Raw genomic sequence first — 15972 nt, 5'->3', positions numbered from 1 at the left:
CTGAGAGGAACGCCTGTCATGAACGTCCTGATCCTGACCGCGGGCAGCCGCGTCCAGACCGTCACCTACTTCCGGCGGGCCCTGGCCGGGAGAGGCCGGGTGATCACCACCGACGCCTCGGAGCTGGCCCCGGCGCTGTACGCGGCCGACGGGCACCACGTGGTGCCCCTCATCAGTGACCCCGAGTACCTGCCGACGATCCTTCGGATCTGCCGCGACGAGGAGATCGCGGTGGTGCTGTCCCTGCTGGACCCGGAGCTGAGCCTGCTGGCGAACCACGTCGACGAGTTCGAGGCCCTCGGGGTGACGGTGATGATCTCCCCGGCCGAGGTGGTGGAGCGGGCCTTCGACAAGTGGCTGATGTTCCAGTGGCTGGAGGCCGAGGGGTTGCCGACCCCGAGGTCGTGGATCTCGTTGGAGGCCTGCCACGCGGACCTCGACGCGGGCCTGGCCCGGTTCCCGCTGTTCGTGAAGTCGCGCACCGGGTCCGCGTCGGCCGGGATCGCGAAGATCGAGGACCGGGAGCAGCTCGACGCCGCCTTCGCGGCCACGCCGGGGCTCATCATCCAGGAGTTCCTGCCGGGAGAGCCGGTGGACGTGGACGTCTACGTGGACCTGATCTCCGGCGAGGTGGTCTCCATGTTCGCGAAGAAGAAGCTCCGGATGCGGGCCGGGACGGCTGACAAGTCGGTCTCGTTCAAGGACGACTCGTTGTTCGCCCTCGTGGCGGACTTCGTGAAGCGCTGCGGGTTCCGCGGCACCGTCGACGTGGACCTGTTCTCCACCCCTGAGGGATGGTCGATCCTGGAGGTCAACCCCCGCTTCGGTGGGGTCTACCCACACGCCTACGAGTGCGGGGTGGACTTCCCCACGTTGCTGATCAACAACGTCGCGGGCCAGGTGAACGAGCCGAACATCGGCGCCTACGAGGAGGACTGGGCGATGCTCGGCTACGACGGCGTCATCATGCACCGCATCGAGGGGCTCGCCGAGCGCTGACACCGTCGCTGGTCGGCAACAGTCGCTTTTCCGACGGTTGGCGACCACTTTGACGAGGTGCCCCGGGAAGCTGGTCGGCAACAGTCGCTTTTGCGACAGTTACCGACCACTCAGCCTTGGTCGCATCGCGGGCAACGCTGCAATTCCCCACGCCACCCACGACCCTTGAGCACCAGCGCCACCTGTCGGGCGACGGCGCATGGTCGCTCCGTGACGTCGCGCCAGCCATACCGGAGCACAGTGGCGTCGAACGCCATCGCGAGCCGGTTGTCCCGGTGCATGTCACGCGCGAAGTCGTCGTGGTCACGCCCGTCGGTCTCCACCACCACCCGCTGGTCCTCGTACCAGTCATCGACCCGGCACCAGGGAAGCAGCTGTGCCTGACGCTGAGGGGTCGGCAGCGCATGGGCACGCTCGACCCGGTCGTGGTAGAGCCATTCGAGCACACTCTCCACCGTGACGAAGACCGGATCCGCCAACTCCTCGAGCAGAGCCCGGTGACGGAGTCGGCGTCGCTCGGCGATGGCCACGGCCATGCGCTGGGGTGTGGTCCCTCGCGTCGCGTAGGCGCGGGTCAGGAGGGAGATGATCCGCCTCTCGTCGCAGGTGGCGGCACGATCGAGCAGAGCGGTCTCGACGCTGGTGCGACGCAGCCCCCACACGTCCTGCGCCTGGCGCAGACCTCGCGGGAAGCGCACGGTCAACTCGCCGAACCTGAACGGCAGGATCTTGCTCGGATGCCACACGTCGATGACGCGTGGCTGGTCGCGGATGACCTTGTCGAGGAGCAGTGCGGCTTCTCCCGACAGCACGGCGTCGTCCCCGCCCACCATCAGTCCGGCGAGGGCGACGGCGTGCCACCCGGGCTGACAGGTCGCGTAGATGCCGCGGGTGACCCGGAGCAGGTGGCGGGTGACGGTCCGGATGCCGCGCTCGGACAGGTGTCCCGGGAAGCTGGTCGGCAACAGTCGCTTGTACGACCTTTGGCGACCACCTTGGCACGGCGGGGCCAGCATCACCGACGTCAGGGGTCCGGCTAGGCTCTACCCCATGCGGAATCTCAGCGTTGCGGAGCTGGCGGAGAAGGTCATCGACGGGTCCCGGGGGCACGTGGCCCGGGCCATCACCCTGGTCGAGTCCCTCAAACCGGCGCACCGGGAGCAGGCCCATGAGCTGCTGCAACTCATCTCCCCCCACACCGGGAAGGCCTTCCGCGTCGGCATCTCCGGGGTTCCCGGGGCGGGCAAGTCCACCTTCATCAACGCGATGGGCACCAAACTCATCGACGAGCACCGGCACCAGGTCGCGGTGCTGGCCGTCGACCCCTCCTCGACCCGCACCGGCGGCTCCATCCTGGGGGATCGCACCCGCATGGGGGAACTCGCCAACCGCGACGCCGCCTTCGTGCGTCCCTCCCCGTCGGCCGGACACCTCGGCGGGGTGGCCCGCGCCACCCGCGAGTCGATGCTGGTGCTGGAGGCCGCCGGGTACGACGTCGTGCTGGTGGAGACCGTCGGGGTCGGGCAGTCCGAGGTGGCCGTGGCGGGGATGGTCGACACCTTCCTGTTCCTGCACGTCGCCCGCACCGGTGACCAGCTGCAGGGCATCAAACGCGGCATCCTGGAGCTGGCCGACGTCATCGCCATCACCAAGGCCGACGGCGACAACGAGCAGGCCGCCCGCGTCTCGGCCCGCGAACTCAGCATCGCGATGAAGCTCATCTCCAGCGACGAGTCCAAACGTCGCGCCCCCGTGCTCACCTGCTCCTCCTACACGGGTGCGGGTCTGGACGACCTCTGGGCCGCGGTCGAGAAACACCGCAGCGAGCTGGAGGAGGCCGGGGAGCTCGTCACGCGCCGTCTCGAGCAGCAGCGCGCCTGGCTGTGGAACATGGTGGAGCAGGAGGTCCTCGGGCGGCTGCGCACCTCCCCCGAGGTCCGCGCCGTCGCCGAACGGATCGAGGCCGACATCGACGCGGAACGACTCAGCGCCGTCGAGGGCGTCACCGCCATCCTGGAGGCCTATGCGACGACGTACCGGTGACCGCACGGGGCCCGTCATTTGCCCTCGTCCCCCGATGGGCTGGACGATGTTGCACGACTGATCTGTAAGCTGACAGTGTCGAGAGGAAGGTGCATGGGAGTTTTCGACCGCGCCGAGAAGAAGATCGGTGCCGCCGTGGACAAGGTCTTCGCCCGCGCCTTCAAGGGCGACGTGCAGCCCGTCGAGATCGCCGCTGGCATCCAGCGGGAGCTCGACGCGGAGGCGAAGCTGCTCAGCCGCGACCGGCGGCTGGTCCCCAATTCCTTCACCGTCGCCCTGTCCCCCCACGACTACAACCGGCTCTTCCCCTACTCGAAGACCCTGAACGCGGAGATCATCCCGACGATCCGTGAGCACGCCGTGGAGCGTTCCTACGTGTTCAACGGCCCCATCCAGATCCTCTACGTGCTCGACCAGGGCCTGACGACGGGGCAGTTCAAGATCTCCAGTCGTGCCGTCGCCGCCGCCCCCGGGACCAGCGCCGGGGCACCGCCGGTCCGCCGTGTCGGCAACGCCCCCCTGGTGCTGGAGGTGGCCGGGGTGCGGCATCCACTGATCCCACCGGGGCTGGTCATCGGGCGTGGCTCCGATGCGGACCTGCGCATCAACGACCCCGGGGTGTCCAGGCGGCACGCCATGGTCTCGGTCGCCGGGAGCCCCGGGAACCTGACCATCACCATCGAGGATCTCGGCTCGACCAACGGGGTCACCGTCGACGGAACACGCGTGACCCGCGCCCACCTCGGGGAGGGATCCCGCATCGAGATCGGCAACACGAGGATGCTGGTGCATTCGCCCATGGAGAGCTGAGTTCCATGTCAGACCTCATCGCAGCGGCGATCAAGATCGTCTTCCTGGCCCTGTTGTGGGTCTTCATCGGCATCATCGCGGACGTGGTGCGCAAGGACCTGTTCGGGCGCAAGGTCAAGGTCACCGACCTGCCGCCGTCGGAGCCCGCCCCGACCCGACGGGGCGGTGCCGGTCGGGTCCCCACCCGGTTCGCGATCACGCAGGGCGCCCAGCAGGGGCTGTCCGTCCCGATCACCGCCACCATCAACCTGGGGCGCACCGCCGACTCCACCATCCTCCTCGACGACGACTACGCCTCCTCCCGCCACGCGCAGCTCAACCAGCGTGACGCCGAGACCTGGATCGTCACCGACCTCGGCTCCACCAACGGCACCTACCTCAACGGCAAGCGGCTGACCGAGCCGACCCCCATGACGGTGGACGACATCCTGCGCATCGGCCGCACCATGATGAGGCTGGAGGTGTGATGTGACGTTCTCCCTCGACTTCCGCGTCCACTCCGAGGTGGGTCGGGTCCGGCAGAACAACCAGGACGCCGCCTACGCCAGCCCGCACCTGCTGCTCGTCGCCGACGGCATGGGTGGGGCCGCGGCCGGGGACCTGGCCTCCGCCGTCGCCGCCACCGAGGCGGGCTCCAGTGATCGTCGTCTGGGCGATGACCACCTGTTGGAGCACATGGCCGGGATCATGCAGCGCGCCAACGACAGGTTGGCCGACCTGATCCACTGGAACCTCGATCTCGACGGCATGGGCACCACCTTCTGCGGGGCGGCCTTCTCCGGCACGATGCTCGGGATCGCCCACATCGGTGACTCGCGGGGTTACCTGTTGCGCGACGGTGAGCTGCAGCAGCTCACCCACGACCACTCATGGGTGCAGTCCCTCATCGACGAGGGTCGTCTCACCCCGGAGCAGGCGGCGTCGCACCCGCACCGCTCCCTCATCCTGAAGGTCCTCAACGGGTCCGACGAGACCGAGCCGGACTTCTTCGAGCTGGAGGTGCAGGCAGGCGACGTGGTGCTCTTCTGCTCCGACGGCCTGTCCGGGCTCGTCTCCGACGAGGAGTTGCGGACGCTGGCCGGCGGGGAGGATCTCGACGAGGCCGTGGCCCGGTTGGCGGCCCTGGCCAACGCCAACGGCGGCTACGACAACATCTCGCTGGTGCTGGCACGCGTCGTGCCGCAGCGTGACGACCTGGACGCCCGCCCGGGGGTGCTGGCCGGTTCCGCCCTCGAACGGGAGATCCCGAAGGTGGTTCCCGACGACGGTCCCGGCTACCCGGAGCCGCCCGAGGCCGTCAACCTGGACCACGGCAGCGACGAGACCGCACGTTACGCCCCGCGGGACACGAAGCGACGCTGGGCCCCGGTGCTGGCGGCGCTGGTCGCGGTGCTGCTGCTCCTCGGGGGGGCGTTCTGGGCGGTGCGGCTCTACAGCGCGTCACGCTATTTCGTGGCGGCTGCGAACGGCCACGTCGCCATCTTCAACGGACTTCCCGGGACGCTGCTCGGCCGTCCACTGCACCGGCTCGTCGAGGAACGTGACACCTTGGTCGAGGACCTGCCGGTGCACTACCAGCAGCAGGTTGCGGGGACCATCAGCGCACCGGACCTGCAGGCCGCCACGGAGACCGCCGACATCCTGGCCGAGCATGCCCGACGCTGCTCGGCGGAGCGCACGAGGCGTGACCGGGCTCCCGCTCCGACGCCGGGCGGCCAGCCGACGGTGGCCCCGCTGCCGACCGTCCCCGACGCCTCGGTCCCGGCCCAGCCCTCCCCGGCGGGCCCGCCGACGCTGCTCACCGCTCCCTCCTCGGGTGCCGCCGAGTCCGACCCCGAGGGCTGCTGATGTCGGTGCCCCAGCAGCCCTCCGCAACGGGCGAGTACATCGTTTTCCGACGTCGTCGTGGCGTCGAGCTGGTGCTGCTGCTCATCTCGTGCAGCTTCGGGATCGGTGGTTGGGTGATCAGTCACCTCAACCTGCACGGTGCGCTGCCCCCGAACCTGACCACCGGCGCCGCGATCTGGTACGGCATGGCACTGGTCGCGCACCTGGTGGTGCGGTGGCGGGCCCCGTACGCGGACCCGGTGATCCTCCCCGCGGTGATGCTGCTCAACGGGCTGGGGTTGGCGATGATCGCCCGGCTGGACCAGGCCACCGATCCGGTGGGCCAGGACGCGACGAGGCAGCTGATCTGGACCGCGCTGGGGCTGCTCCTGTTCATCGCGGTGCTGGTGTTCCTGCGTGACCACCGTCGGCTGCAGCGTTTCCCCTACCTGATGTTCCTGGGTGCCCTGGTGATGCTGCTGCTGCCCCTGCTCCCGGTGATCGGGCGGGCGACGGGCGGGGCGCGCATCTGGATCCGGGTCGCCGGGTTCAGCTTCCAGCCCGCCGAGGTGGCGAAGATCATGCTGGCCGTCGGGTTCGCCGCGTACTTCTACGAGAAGAAGGACGTGTTGGCGCTGGCCGGGAAGCGGTTCCTCGGCATCGACTTCCCGCGGGCCCGGGACCTCGGTCCGATCGCGGCGATGTGGTTGATCGCGCTGGGCATCATGGTGTTCCAGAACGACCTGGGCACCGCGATGCTGTTCTTCGGCATGTTCACGGTGATGATCTACATCGCCACGCAGCGCCCCGCCTGGCCCATCCTGGCGGGGGTGGCGTTCCTCGCGGCAGGGGCGTTGGCCGCGAGGTTCACCCATCACGTGCCCCGTCGCATCAACGCATGGCTGGATCCGTTCAGCAACTACGACGCCAACTACCAGGTGATCTCCGCCCAGTTCGGTTTCGCCTGGGGTGGGTTGTTCGGACGCGGGTGGGGGCAGGGGCGTCCTGCACTGACCCCGTTGCCGAAGGACGACTTCATCGCGGCCAGCCTGGGTGAGGAGATGGGGCTGGTCGGGCTGATGGGGATCGTGCTGGTCTACGCGTTCATCGTCTCCCGGGGCATGAAGACGGCGCTGATCTGCCCTGACGGTTACGGCAAGCTGCTGGCCGGTGGGTTGTCGTTCACGTTCGCGCTGCAGGTGTTCGCCATCATCGGTGGCATCACCCGGCTGCTGCCCCTGACCGGCCTGACCACCCCCTTCATGTCACGCGGAGGATCGTCGATGATCGCGAACTGGATGATCGTCGGGGTGCTGCTGGTGATCTCGCACCGGGCCCGGATGCCGCAGCGTGCCACCGCCACCCCGCATGAACTGGTGGCTCCCGGAGATGCGACGGCGGTGTTGGCACGATGAACGGACCTCTGCGCAAGGTGAGCCTCTTCATCGGGCTGCTGATCACGGCCCTGCTGCTCAACATCACCTGGATCAGCATCGGCCCACCGGCCAGCCTCAACGCCGACTCCCGCAACAAACGGGTCCGCGACGCGGAGTTCGCCACCAGCCGGGGGGCGATCCTCGTCGGCAACGACCCGATCGCGGTGAGTGTCCCCTCGACCGGCAGGTACCCGTGGGAACGCACCTTCCCCGCGGGTCCCACCTGGTCGTCGGTGACCGGCTGGTACTCCTACACCTACGGCAGGCAGGAGCTGGAGCGCACCTGGAACGAGGAGCTGTCCGGCACCGACTCGTCGCAGACGGTGGCCCGCATCATCGACCTGCTGACGGGACGCAAACCCGTCGGGGCCACCCTCGGCACGACGCTCGACCCGGACGCGCAGCGGGCCGCCGTCGAGGCGCTCGGGGACAAGCAGGGGGCGGCCGTGGCGATCGACTACACCACCGGCGAGGTCCTGGCGCTGGTCTCCACCCCCACCTATGACCCGAACCTGTTGACGAACCTGGACTACGGGACCGAGTCGGCGAACTGGGACGCACTGCTGAACTCCCCCGACGAGCCGCTGAAGAACCGTGCGGTGCGGGAGGTCTACCCACCGGGGTCCACCTTCAAGCTGATCACGGCCGCGGCGGCCCTGGAGGCGGGCTATCAGCCGTCGACGGAGGTGGATGCACCCCCGAGCTACCGGCTGCCCGGTTCCAGCCACTCGATGGGCAACTCCACCAACTGTGGGGGCACCCGGGTGACACTGGCCGCGGCACTGGCCACCTCCTGCAACACCGCCTTCGGCAAGCTGGGGGTGGAGCTGGGTGAGGAGAAGATGCGCAGCATGGCTGAGCGGTTCGGCTTCAACGCCTCACCACGGATCGACCTGCCGTCGGTGAACTCCCGGTTCCCGAAGGAACTCGACGACGCGCAGGTGGCGTTGTCGTCGATCGGGCAGTACGACGTCGCAGCCACCCCGCTGCAGATGGCGATGGTGACCGCGGCGATCGCCAACGACGGGAAGCTGATGCGGCCGCACCTGGTGCGGACGGTCTCAGGCAGTGATCTGCGCGTGATCCAGACCGTCACCCCTGAGAAGATGGGCGAGCCGCTCAGCTCCAACAACTCCGCGCTGCTCCGGCAGATGATGGAGGGTGTGGTCAGCGACGGCACGGGCAGACCGGCCGCCATCGATGGCCTGACCATCGGCGGGAAGACCGGCACCGCCCAGTCCGACCCGGATCGTCCCCCCTACGCCTGGTTCGTCGGGTACGCCGTCGAGCCGCATGTCGCCGTCGCGGTCTTCGTCTCCGATTCCGGGCTGGAACGCGACGACATCTCCGGCGGTCGCGTGGCCGCCCCCATCTTCAAGAAGATAGTGGAGGCCCTTCGATGAGGGCGATGAGCAATTCCATCCTCAATGCTTCACAATGGTTCCCGATCAACACGAAAGGACCGACGCGATGAGTGAGCGCGGGACCCTCCTTGGCGGGCGGTACGAGCTCGACCAGATCATCGGCCGTGGCGGCATGGCCGAGGTCTGGCGTGCCCACGACACCCGTCTGGTCCGTGATGTCGCCGTCAAACGACTGCGGGTCGACCTGGCCAGTGACCCCACCTTCCAGGCCCGGTTCCGCCGCGAGGCCCAGTCCGCGGCCGGGCTGAACCACCCCAACATCGTCGCGGTCTACGACACGGGCGAGGAACGCGACCCGAAGTCCGACGTGATGGTCCCCTACATCGTGATGGAGCTGGTGGAGGGCATCACGCTGCGTGAGGTGCTGCGGGACGGGCGCAAGATCCTGCCGAGCAGGGCGTTGGAGTTCACCCTCGGGGTGCTGGACGCCCTGGCCTACAGTCACCGCGCCGGGATCATCCACCGTGACATCAAACCCGCCAACGTGATGCTCACCCCGTCGGGCACCGTGAAGGTGATGGACTTCGGGATCGCGCGGGCCGTCGCCGACACCTCCGCGACGATGACGCAGACCGCGGCGGTGATCGGGACGGCACAGTACCTGAGCCCGGAGCAGGCGCGTGGTGAGAAGGTGGACAACCGCTCCGACCTGTACTCGGTGGGCTGCCTGATGTACGAGCTGCTGTGCTCGGAGCCGCCGTTCAAGGGTGACTCCCCCGTCTCCGTGGCGTATCAGCACGTCCGGGAGGCGCCCATCCCGCCGAGCCACCGTGACCCGGAGGTGACTCCCGCGATGGATGCCATCGCGTTGAAGGCGCTGGCGAAGGCCCCGGTGGATCGGTACCAGGATGCGCGTGAGTTCCGCGACGACATCGTGCGTGCGTTGAACGGGCAGCCGGTCCACGCCTCCAGCTCCACCTCGGACAACGACACCCCGACGACCGTGCTGCCCGCCTCCAGTGCGATGGGGGCCAGGCGCGCCGCCGTCGACCCTGCGGCCACGCAGCTGGCCGAGCCGGTGCCCTCGGGCATGGCCACCGGCCCCCTGCCACCGGTGGACCCGGAGGAGGACGAGGAGCCGAGGAGCCGCAAGAAGCTCATCGCGATCGTGACGGTGGTGGCGCTGCTGCTGATCGGTGGGATCGCGTTCGGTGTGTACAAGGTGCTCACCCCGCCAGCCGTGGAGGTGACGACGGTGGCGGTGCCGACCGTGGTGGGTTCCGACCAGGCGACGGCGGAGAAGCTCCTCACCGATGCCAAGCTGACGGCTGTGGTGGAGCAGGTGGAGTCCACCGATGCGGAGAAGGGCAAGGTGGTGGCGGTTGATCCCCCGGCCGGCCAGCAGGTCGACGTGGGCAGCACGGTGACGTTGAAGGTGGGGCAGGGCCCGAACACCTTGAAGGTGCCGCAGCTGGTGGGGCTGTCCGAGCAGCAGGCCAAGCAGTTGCTCAAGGACAGCAAGTTCACCGGGACGGTGACCACGACCGAGGCCGACCCGGCGGAGGAGGACCCCAAGGCGAAGAAGGGTGACGTGGTGGCCTCCGATCCGGCGAAGGACGCACAGGTGCCTGCCGACCAGCCGTTCACGCTGCTGGTGGCGACCGGTAAGTCGCTGGTGCCCGACCTCAGCGGTCTGAGTCCGGACGATGCCAAGGCCAAGGCCAAGGAGGTGGGTTTCGCCGAGGTGGAGGTCGTCGAGGAGGAGAACAACGAGCAGGCCGGGAAGGTGTTCAAGCAGAGCCCTCAGGCCGGCAAGGCCGCCGATCGCAGTTCGAAGCTGAAGGTGACGGTGGGTGCCGCGAAGAAGACCGCCGTCGTGCCGGACATGAGTGGTATGAGCGAGGAGCAGGCCCGGAACACGTTCAAGAGCGCCGGGTTCACCTCGGAGCTGCGGGTGACCGTGGTGGAGGTCAACGGCCACCCGGAGGGTCGGGTCTTCGAGCAGGATCCGGCAGCGAAGACGGAACTGGAGCGCAACGCCCCGGTGACGGTGAAGATCGCGAAGTACCCGGCCGCGCCGCCGACCTCGCAGCAGCCGGGCAACCCGGGGTCCCCGGCACCGTCGGGCTCGCCCACGCCGTCGGACAACTGAGGGGCTCAGGGCCAGAACGCATCACCTTCACGCTGGTCGAGCTCCAGCGCCCGACGGTCGAGACCTCGCGATGGTTCCCCGGGGCATCCCCGGGTCTCGGCACGGGCTGCTCGCTGGCGCTCGCCCTCCGGTGTGAGCAGCGGGGAAGCGGCGTGGCGATGCCCTGCGTTCCCTCGTCCTGTGCGCCAGATGATCCCACCTGCAACATCTGCCATGCCTGACGTCGACCACCGGGCCGTGGCGACCGCCGTTCGTTCATCGGCCACGAGCGCTTCTGGTTCCTCCTCTGCCCGGGGGGGCTCGGCCTCGTCATCACGGCGTTGTGGGGGGACTGGATCTTCCGACCCACCGGTCGGAGCCGGTGAGCCCTTCCTGCCCGCTACGACAGCGCGGTGGTCGCCAGGGGGCTGAGGTCCTCCGCCCGGGCCGGGGCACCAGCGTCGCCACAGGTGGCCAGCCAGTTGGCGAGCATCTGGTAGCCACCCTCGGTGAGCACCGACTCGGGGTGGAACTGCACGGCCTCCATCGGCCAGGTGCGGTGGCGCACCGCCATGATGACCCCGCTGTCGGTGCGGGCCGTGACCTCCAGGTCGTCGGGGACGGTGTCCTCGACGGCGGCCAGCGAGTGGTAGCGGGTGGTGCTGATCGGCGACGGCAGGCCCGCGAAGACGCCCTGCCCGTCGTGGTGGACCGCCGAGACCTTGCCGTGGAGCAGCTCGTCGGCGCGCCCCACGACCCCGCCGAGCGCCACCACCATCGACTGCAGGCCGAGGCACACCCCGAACAGGGGCTTGCGACCGCCGAGGTCACGGATCACCTCGACGCACACCCCGGCCCGTTCCGGGGTTCCCGGGCCCGGCGAGAGCAGCACACCGTCGAAGGGGGCCTCCCAGCCCGGGGTGGCGAACCGCGGGTCGTCGTTGCGCCACACCTCCACCTCGGCCCCGATCTGGGCCAGGTAGGAGACGATGTTGTAGACGAACGAGTCGTAGTTGTCGATCACCAGGATGCGTACCACCGCGCCATTGTGGCACGGAGTGGGTGAACTGATCGAACCAGACGGTCGAGCGCCAGCGAACCGGGGAGATACAGAAATGTCGCATCGTCCGTCATCTTGTCAAATCAGAGCTACAGTGTTGTCGTGCTTCCCTCCCCAACAGACGTACTGAGCAGTACCTTGCTTTGGCTGGGGGTTCCCTTCATGCTGATCCTGCCCCTCAGCTTCGCACTCTGGATCGCCGATTGGGTCAGAACTGCTCGCCAGCTGGGCACCACCGTGAGTCGTTGGAGCTCCCTTATTGCAGAGCTTTCGAGCCGACAATCTGCTCGGCTGTTCCGATTCGTGCTGTTACAGGCACTGCTGGCCGCGCTCGTCTACTCGGGCTTCAGGCTGGGTCACGCCATGGGGATTTCGGACCCGACTGGACGAAACATTGCTGACGGCAAGTCGTTCACATGGCAAGAGTTGTGGATCATGGTGACGACATACTCCACAAATGCCGCGCTCCCCCTGCAAGCATTCTACGGAGTCGCCGGATGGCTGATCGCGCTCAATCTCGCCCACCTGGCCCGTTCTCAGCTCTTGATCCGCATCCTGACCCTGCCAGTGGTTGTCATCATAGCCCTATGTGCTCTCGCAGGGATCGGTATCGGTGTCATCGGACTGATGGTCTTGAGCCTGGCAACATGGCTGCACCATCCCGGCTACAACGTGGGCATGGTTTCCCTATATGCTGCATGGGTTGTCATCCTCATCGGCATCGCGGTAACCCTACCTGCCTGCATCACAGACGCTGAGCATGTCTACCAACAATGAAGAGCGCTTTGGACAACTCGTTCGCTCACCTTCCACGCGTGCCCTCGAAGAAGAACAAGAGCGTCAAACGTTGGTGTCAACCCCGCTTCGCGTGGTTGACACCAACGGCCCCCTCGAAGGGCGGCAACTCCAGCTGGTTCACAACCGTGGCCTCGTAGCCCAGACCGTAGGCGTCGACGTACTGGCGGTAGACCCGGATGGCACGGCTGTCGTCGAGGGAGGCGCTGAGGGCCTTCGGGTCACCGATGGCCTGGATGACGTAGGGCGGGGCGTAGGGAATGCCGTGGAGGACCACGGAGTTGCCGACGCACTTGATGCCGGTGGTGGCGATCACCCGCTGGTCCTGGATGGTGATCGCCTCGGCTCCCCCGGCCCACAGGGCGTTGACGACGGCCTGGATGTCCTGCTGGTGGACCACGAGCGAGTCGTCGTCGACACCCGCGGGCTTGACGTCGACGGGGGCGTCGGTGAGCACCACCCGCATCCCGGGACCGGAGACCGCCCGGGTCCCGGCGTCGAGGGCGATCTCCGACAGCTGGGCGTCGTAGGTGGGGCTGGACTCACTGGCACGGGTGAGGTCATCCACCTCGGTGCGCAGTCCCGCGACCTCCTCCAGGAGGTCTTCGTTGCGTTCCGCCTGGGTGGCGACCAGTTCCCTGAGGCTCAGGTTGCGGTCGGAACGCAGGTCGGTGCCACGGGCCGCGAGCGCCGCGACGGACATCATCGCCCCGGCCAGGACGCAGATCACGACGGTGGCGGCGCGCCCTCGCGGGCTGGGGACGGTGCGCTGTTCACGGGGTCGCACGATGCGGGCCAGGCGGGCCGACCAGGGGGTGCGCTCCTTCATCATGACCCCAGCCTACGGGGTGCCGGTGAGTGCGAATGGGTTTTGGAGGGTGGCCTCGACTACTCTGTGGCGGAGGAAGTCGTGGAAGGAGTGGGTCTGTGCCCGAATCCAAGGTCCGCAAGGAAGCCAAGGCGAAGGCCCGCAAGAAGCAGGCCGAGGAACTGGTGGAGGCGCGGAGCGAACGCAAGCGCCTGAAGAACACCGGCGACCGCAAGTGGGTGCCGTTCGCCTTCATCTCCGTCGGGGTGCTCGGCGCGCTGTGGATGGTGGTGTGGAACCTGGCCGGTTCTGAGATCGGTTTCATGCGCTCGCTGGGGGACTGGAACGTGCTGATCGCCATCGGGTTGATCATCGCGTCGTTCATGCTGGCCACCCTCTGGAAGTAGGTCGACGTCGTGGCGTGGCTGCGGACGGCCGACGGGGTCGTCGGCGAGTTCGATGCCGTGATCTTCGACCACGACGGCACCATCGTCGACTCCGCGACAGCGATGTACCGCGCCTACGGGCGCTGGGCGGAGGAGTTCGGGGTGGATGCCCGGGAGCTGCCCCGCTACATCGGGATGCCGAGCGAGTCGATCTCGGCGCTGCTGGTGCCGGGACGCAGCCAGTACGCGGCGGACCGGATCGAGCAGCTCGAGGTCGAGGACACCGACGGGGTGCAGGCCATGCCAGGGGCCGCGGAGGCGTTCGCTGCGCTGCCCGAGGGGCGGACGGCCATCGCGACGTCGTGCACCGCACCACTGCTGGAGGCCCGCATGCGGGTGGCCGAGCTGCCCCTGCCGCCGGTGGTGGTGACGCGTGGGGACGTGGTCAACGGCAAACCGGCCCCGGACTCGTTCCTGCTGGCCGCCGAACGGTTGGGGACCACACCGGAGCGCACCCTGGTGGTGGAGGACGCCCCGGCCGGGGTCGCGGCGGCCCGTGCGGGAGGTTTCCCGGTGCTCGGGGTGCTGAGTTCACAGACCCCGGAGGGGTTGCGGGCGGACCATCACGTGAAGGACCTGTCCCGGGTGCGCTGGGAGGTCGGCGACGAGGTGATCCGGGCCCGGCTCGTCGAGGACTGAGCGGGGAATGAGACGATAGGATCGCGTGCGTGAGTGATGTGCGCGACCTGGAATCGACCGACTCGGAGCAGACCGTCATCCGCAAGGAGAAGCGGGAACGTCTCCTGGGGCAGGGCAATGAACCGTATCCGGCTGACCTGAAGCGCACGCACACGCTGGTCGAGTTGCGTGACGATCCCGCCTACCAGGGGCTGGAGGCCGGCCAGGAGACCGACGACGTCGTCGCCGTCGGGGGACGGGTGGTGTTCATCCGGAACACGGGCAAGCTGGCCTTCGCGACGTTGCAGGACGGGTTCACCCCGGAGGACAACGGGGCCCGGTTCCAGGTGATGCTGGCGTTGAACGAGGTCGGCGAGGACGGGCTCGCCGCCTGGAAGTCGGATGTGGACCTGGGTGACCACGTGTGGGTCGAGGGCCGGGTGGTGCGTTCGAAGCGCGGCGAGCTGTCGGTGATGGCGTCGTCGTGGCGGATGGCGTCGAAGGCGCTGCGACCGTTGCCGACGCTGCACAAGGAGTTGTCGGAGGAGTCCAGGGTCAGGCGGCGCTACGTCGACCTGATCGCCCGGGACGAGGCGCGGGCGATGGTACGGACCCGCTCGGCGATCACGCGGGCGATCCGGGAGACGTTGTACGCGCAGGGCTACATCGAGGTGGAGACACCGCAGCTGCAGCTGGTGCACGGTGGGGCGGCGGCACGGCCGTTCACGACGCACATCAATGCGTTCGACATCGAGATGAGTCTTCGGATCGCGCTGGAGCTGCACCTGAAGCGGACGATGGTCGGTGGCGCGGACCGGGTGTTCGAGATGGGGCGGGTGTTCCGCAACGAGGGCATCGACTCGTCGCACTCGGCGGAGTTCACGATGCTGGAGGCCTACCAGTCGTGGGGGGATCAGGAGACGATCGCGCGGCTGACGCAGGACATCATCGTCGCGGCGGCGGATGCGACGGGGTCGCGGCAGGTCGAGACGGAGGCCGGGGTCATCGATCTCGACGGTGAGTGGCGGTGGTTGTCGTTCTTCGAGGGGCTGAGCGAGGCCGTGGGGCGGGAGGTCACCGTCGGGACGTCGCTGGAGGAGCTGCAGCGGATCGCGGATGAGCGTGAGGTGGAGCACGACCCGAAGTGGGGGGCCGGGAAGCTCGCGATGGAGCTGTTCGGTGACCTGGTGGAGCCGGGGCTGCTCCAGCCGACGTTCGTGCACGACTACCCGTCGATCGCGCAGCCGCTGGCCCGGCCGCACCGCACGGAGCCGGGCAAGGTGGAGGCCTGGGACCTCATCATCGGCGGGATGGAGCGCGGCACGGGCTTCACGGAGCTGATCGACCCGGTGGTCCAGCGGGAGGTCCTGGTGGCGCAGTCACTGGCGGCCGCGGCAGGCGACCCGGAGGCGATGCAGCTGGACGAGGACTTCCTGGAGGCCCTGGAGTACGGTGCCCCGCCGATGGGTGGCATGGGGCTCGGCATCGACCGGCTGGTGATGCTCCTCACCCCGGGCACCGGCATCCGCGAGACGATCCTCTACCCCCTGCTCCGTCCGTCACAGGGCTGACAAGGGACTACTCCCCGATCAGCGTAGACTGACGGAGTCCCCTCGTCGGGGATGACCCGTTGGC

At 68.3% G+C, this 15972-nt stretch carries 15 protein-coding genes; 12 read left to right on the top strand and 3 right to left on the bottom strand.

All coding sequences use genetic code 11. From position 1 onward, the window contains the following. Positions 1 to 18: 18 nt before the first annotated feature. Positions 19 to 999: an ATP-grasp domain-containing protein gene (locus EII34_RS13455; protein ID WP_124845683.1), complete on the top strand. Its 981-nt coding sequence runs from the start codon at positions 19 to 21 to the stop codon at positions 997 to 999. Between the two features lie 110 nt (positions 1000 to 1109). On the opposite strand, the gene EII34_RS13450 is transcribed toward EII34_RS13455, so the two are convergent. Then, positions 1110 to 1964, bottom strand: coding sequence for a DUF559 domain-containing protein (locus EII34_RS13450; RefSeq protein ID WP_185711343.1), 855 nt, complete (start codon positions 1962 to 1964; stop codon positions 1110 to 1112). Between the two features lie 85 nt (positions 1965 to 2049). On the opposite strand from EII34_RS13450, the gene meaB reads away from it, so the two are divergent. The 7 genes from meaB to pknB all read left to right on the top strand — a co-directional run bounded on the left by meaB (position 2050) and on the right by pknB (position 10631). Further along, positions 2050 to 3042 carry a methylmalonyl Co-A mutase-associated GTPase MeaB gene (gene meaB, locus EII34_RS13445; RefSeq protein WP_124845681.1) on the top strand — a complete coding sequence of 331 codons (993 nt, stop codon included), beginning with the start codon at positions 2050 to 2052 and terminating at the stop codon, positions 3040 to 3042. 93 nt (positions 3043 to 3135) lie between these two features. Beyond that, positions 3136 to 3852 (top strand): FhaA domain-containing protein, encoded by a 717-nt coding sequence (locus tag EII34_RS13440; protein ID WP_124845680.1) that lies wholly within the window; start codon positions 3136 to 3138, stop codon positions 3850 to 3852. A 5-nt stretch (positions 3853 to 3857) separates the two neighbouring features. Then, positions 3858 to 4319 carry an FHA domain-containing protein FhaB/FipA gene (locus tag EII34_RS13435; protein ID WP_124845679.1) on the top strand — a complete coding sequence of 154 codons (462 nt, stop codon included), beginning with the start codon at positions 3858 to 3860 and terminating at the stop codon, positions 4317 to 4319. A gap of 1 nt (position 4320) precedes the next feature. Beyond that, positions 4321 to 5700 (top strand): PP2C family protein-serine/threonine phosphatase, encoded by a 1380-nt coding sequence (locus EII34_RS13430; protein ID WP_124845678.1) that lies wholly within the window; start codon positions 4321 to 4323, stop codon positions 5698 to 5700. Beyond that, on the top strand, positions 5700 to 7094 hold the full coding sequence (locus EII34_RS13425; RefSeq protein ID WP_260425161.1) for an FtsW/RodA/SpoVE family cell cycle protein: 1395 nt from the start codon (positions 5700 to 5702) through the stop codon (positions 7092 to 7094). Before EII34_RS13430 ends, EII34_RS13425 begins: the two co-directional genes overlap by 1 nt. Further along, entirely contained in the window at positions 7091 to 8518 is a 1428-nt protein-coding gene (locus tag EII34_RS13420; RefSeq protein WP_124845676.1) for a peptidoglycan D,D-transpeptidase FtsI family protein, read from the top strand. Before EII34_RS13425 ends, EII34_RS13420 begins: the two co-directional genes overlap by 4 nt. Before the next feature lie 67 nt (positions 8519 to 8585). Beyond that, positions 8586 to 10631: a Stk1 family PASTA domain-containing Ser/Thr kinase gene (gene pknB / locus EII34_RS13415; protein ID WP_124845675.1), complete on the top strand. Its 2046-nt coding sequence runs from the start codon at positions 8586 to 8588 to the stop codon at positions 10629 to 10631. Between the two features lie 379 nt (positions 10632 to 11010). Here pknB and EII34_RS13410 read toward each other — a convergent pair whose 3' ends face one another. Beyond that, positions 11011 to 11649: an aminodeoxychorismate/anthranilate synthase component II gene (locus EII34_RS13410; protein WP_124845674.1), complete on the bottom strand. Its 639-nt coding sequence runs from the start codon at positions 11647 to 11649 to the stop codon at positions 11011 to 11013. 183 nt (positions 11650 to 11832) lie between these two features. Here EII34_RS13410 and EII34_RS13405 point away from each other — a divergent pair, with 183 nt between their 5' ends. Further along, the gene (locus EII34_RS13405; RefSeq protein ID WP_124845673.1) at positions 11833 to 12447 is read left to right on the top strand and encodes a hypothetical protein; all 615 of its coding nucleotides are present in this window, start codon (positions 11833 to 11835) and stop codon (positions 12445 to 12447) included. Between the two features lie 76 nt (positions 12448 to 12523). Here EII34_RS13405 and EII34_RS13400 read toward each other — a convergent pair whose 3' ends face one another. After that, positions 12524 to 13297, bottom strand: coding sequence for a DUF881 domain-containing protein (locus EII34_RS13400; RefSeq protein ID WP_260425160.1), 774 nt, complete (start codon positions 13295 to 13297; stop codon positions 12524 to 12526). A gap of 95 nt (positions 13298 to 13392) precedes the next feature. Here EII34_RS13400 and EII34_RS13395 point away from each other — a divergent pair, with 95 nt between their 5' ends. Genes EII34_RS13395 through lysS form a run of 3 tightly spaced genes read left to right on the top strand, consistent with a single transcriptional unit; the run spans position 13393 to position 15908 of the window. Beyond that, the gene (locus EII34_RS13395) at positions 13393 to 13680 is read left to right on the top strand and encodes a cell division protein CrgA (protein WP_185711342.1); all 288 of its coding nucleotides are present in this window, start codon (positions 13393 to 13395) and stop codon (positions 13678 to 13680) included. 9 nt (positions 13681 to 13689) lie between these two features. Further along, entirely contained in the window at positions 13690 to 14358 is a 669-nt protein-coding gene (locus EII34_RS13390; RefSeq protein WP_260425159.1) for an HAD family hydrolase, read from the top strand. A 29-nt stretch (positions 14359 to 14387) separates the two neighbouring features. After that, entirely contained in the window at positions 14388 to 15908 is a 1521-nt protein-coding gene (gene lysS, locus EII34_RS13385; protein ID WP_395858093.1) for a lysine--tRNA ligase, read from the top strand. Positions 15909 to 15972: the final 64 nt, after the last annotated feature.

Source organism: Arachnia propionica (genome assembly GCF_003859805.1).
In the GTDB taxonomy this organism is placed as follows: Bacteria; Actinomycetota; Actinomycetes; order Propionibacteriales; family Propionibacteriaceae; genus Arachnia; species Arachnia propionica_C.
Note: the sequence above shows the minus strand (reverse complement) of the source record. Positions and strands in the feature narration are given on the sequence as shown.

Bases quoted from the DNA above. Each gene is read 5' to 3' on its own strand.
- EII34_RS13455 (WP_124845683.1), top strand. From the start codon at position 19: ATGAACGTCCTGATCCTGACCGCGGGCAGCCGCGTCCAGACCGTCACC.
- meaB (WP_124845681.1), top strand. From the start codon at position 2,050: ATGCGGAATCTCAGCGTTGCGGAGCTGGCGGAGAAGGTCATCGACGGG.
- EII34_RS13440 (WP_124845680.1), top strand. From the start codon at position 3,136: ATGGGAGTTTTCGACCGCGCCGAGAAGAAGATCGGTGCCGCCGTGGAC.
- EII34_RS13435 (WP_124845679.1), top strand. From the start codon at position 3,858: ATGTCAGACCTCATCGCAGCGGCGATCAAGATCGTCTTCCTGGCCCTG.
- EII34_RS13425 (WP_260425161.1), top strand. From the start codon at position 5,700: ATGTCGGTGCCCCAGCAGCCCTCCGCAACGGGCGAGTACATCGTTTTC.
- EII34_RS13420 (WP_124845676.1), top strand. From the start codon at position 7,091: ATGAACGGACCTCTGCGCAAGGTGAGCCTCTTCATCGGGCTGCTGATC.
- pknB (WP_124845675.1), top strand. From the start codon at position 8,586: ATGAGTGAGCGCGGGACCCTCCTTGGCGGGCGGTACGAGCTCGACCAG.
- EII34_RS13405 (WP_124845673.1), top strand. From the start codon at position 11,833: ATGCTGATCCTGCCCCTCAGCTTCGCACTCTGGATCGCCGATTGGGTC.
- EII34_RS13400 (WP_260425160.1), bottom strand. From the start codon at position 13,297: ATGATGAAGGAGCGCACCCCCTGGTCGGCCCGCCTGGCCCGCATCGTG.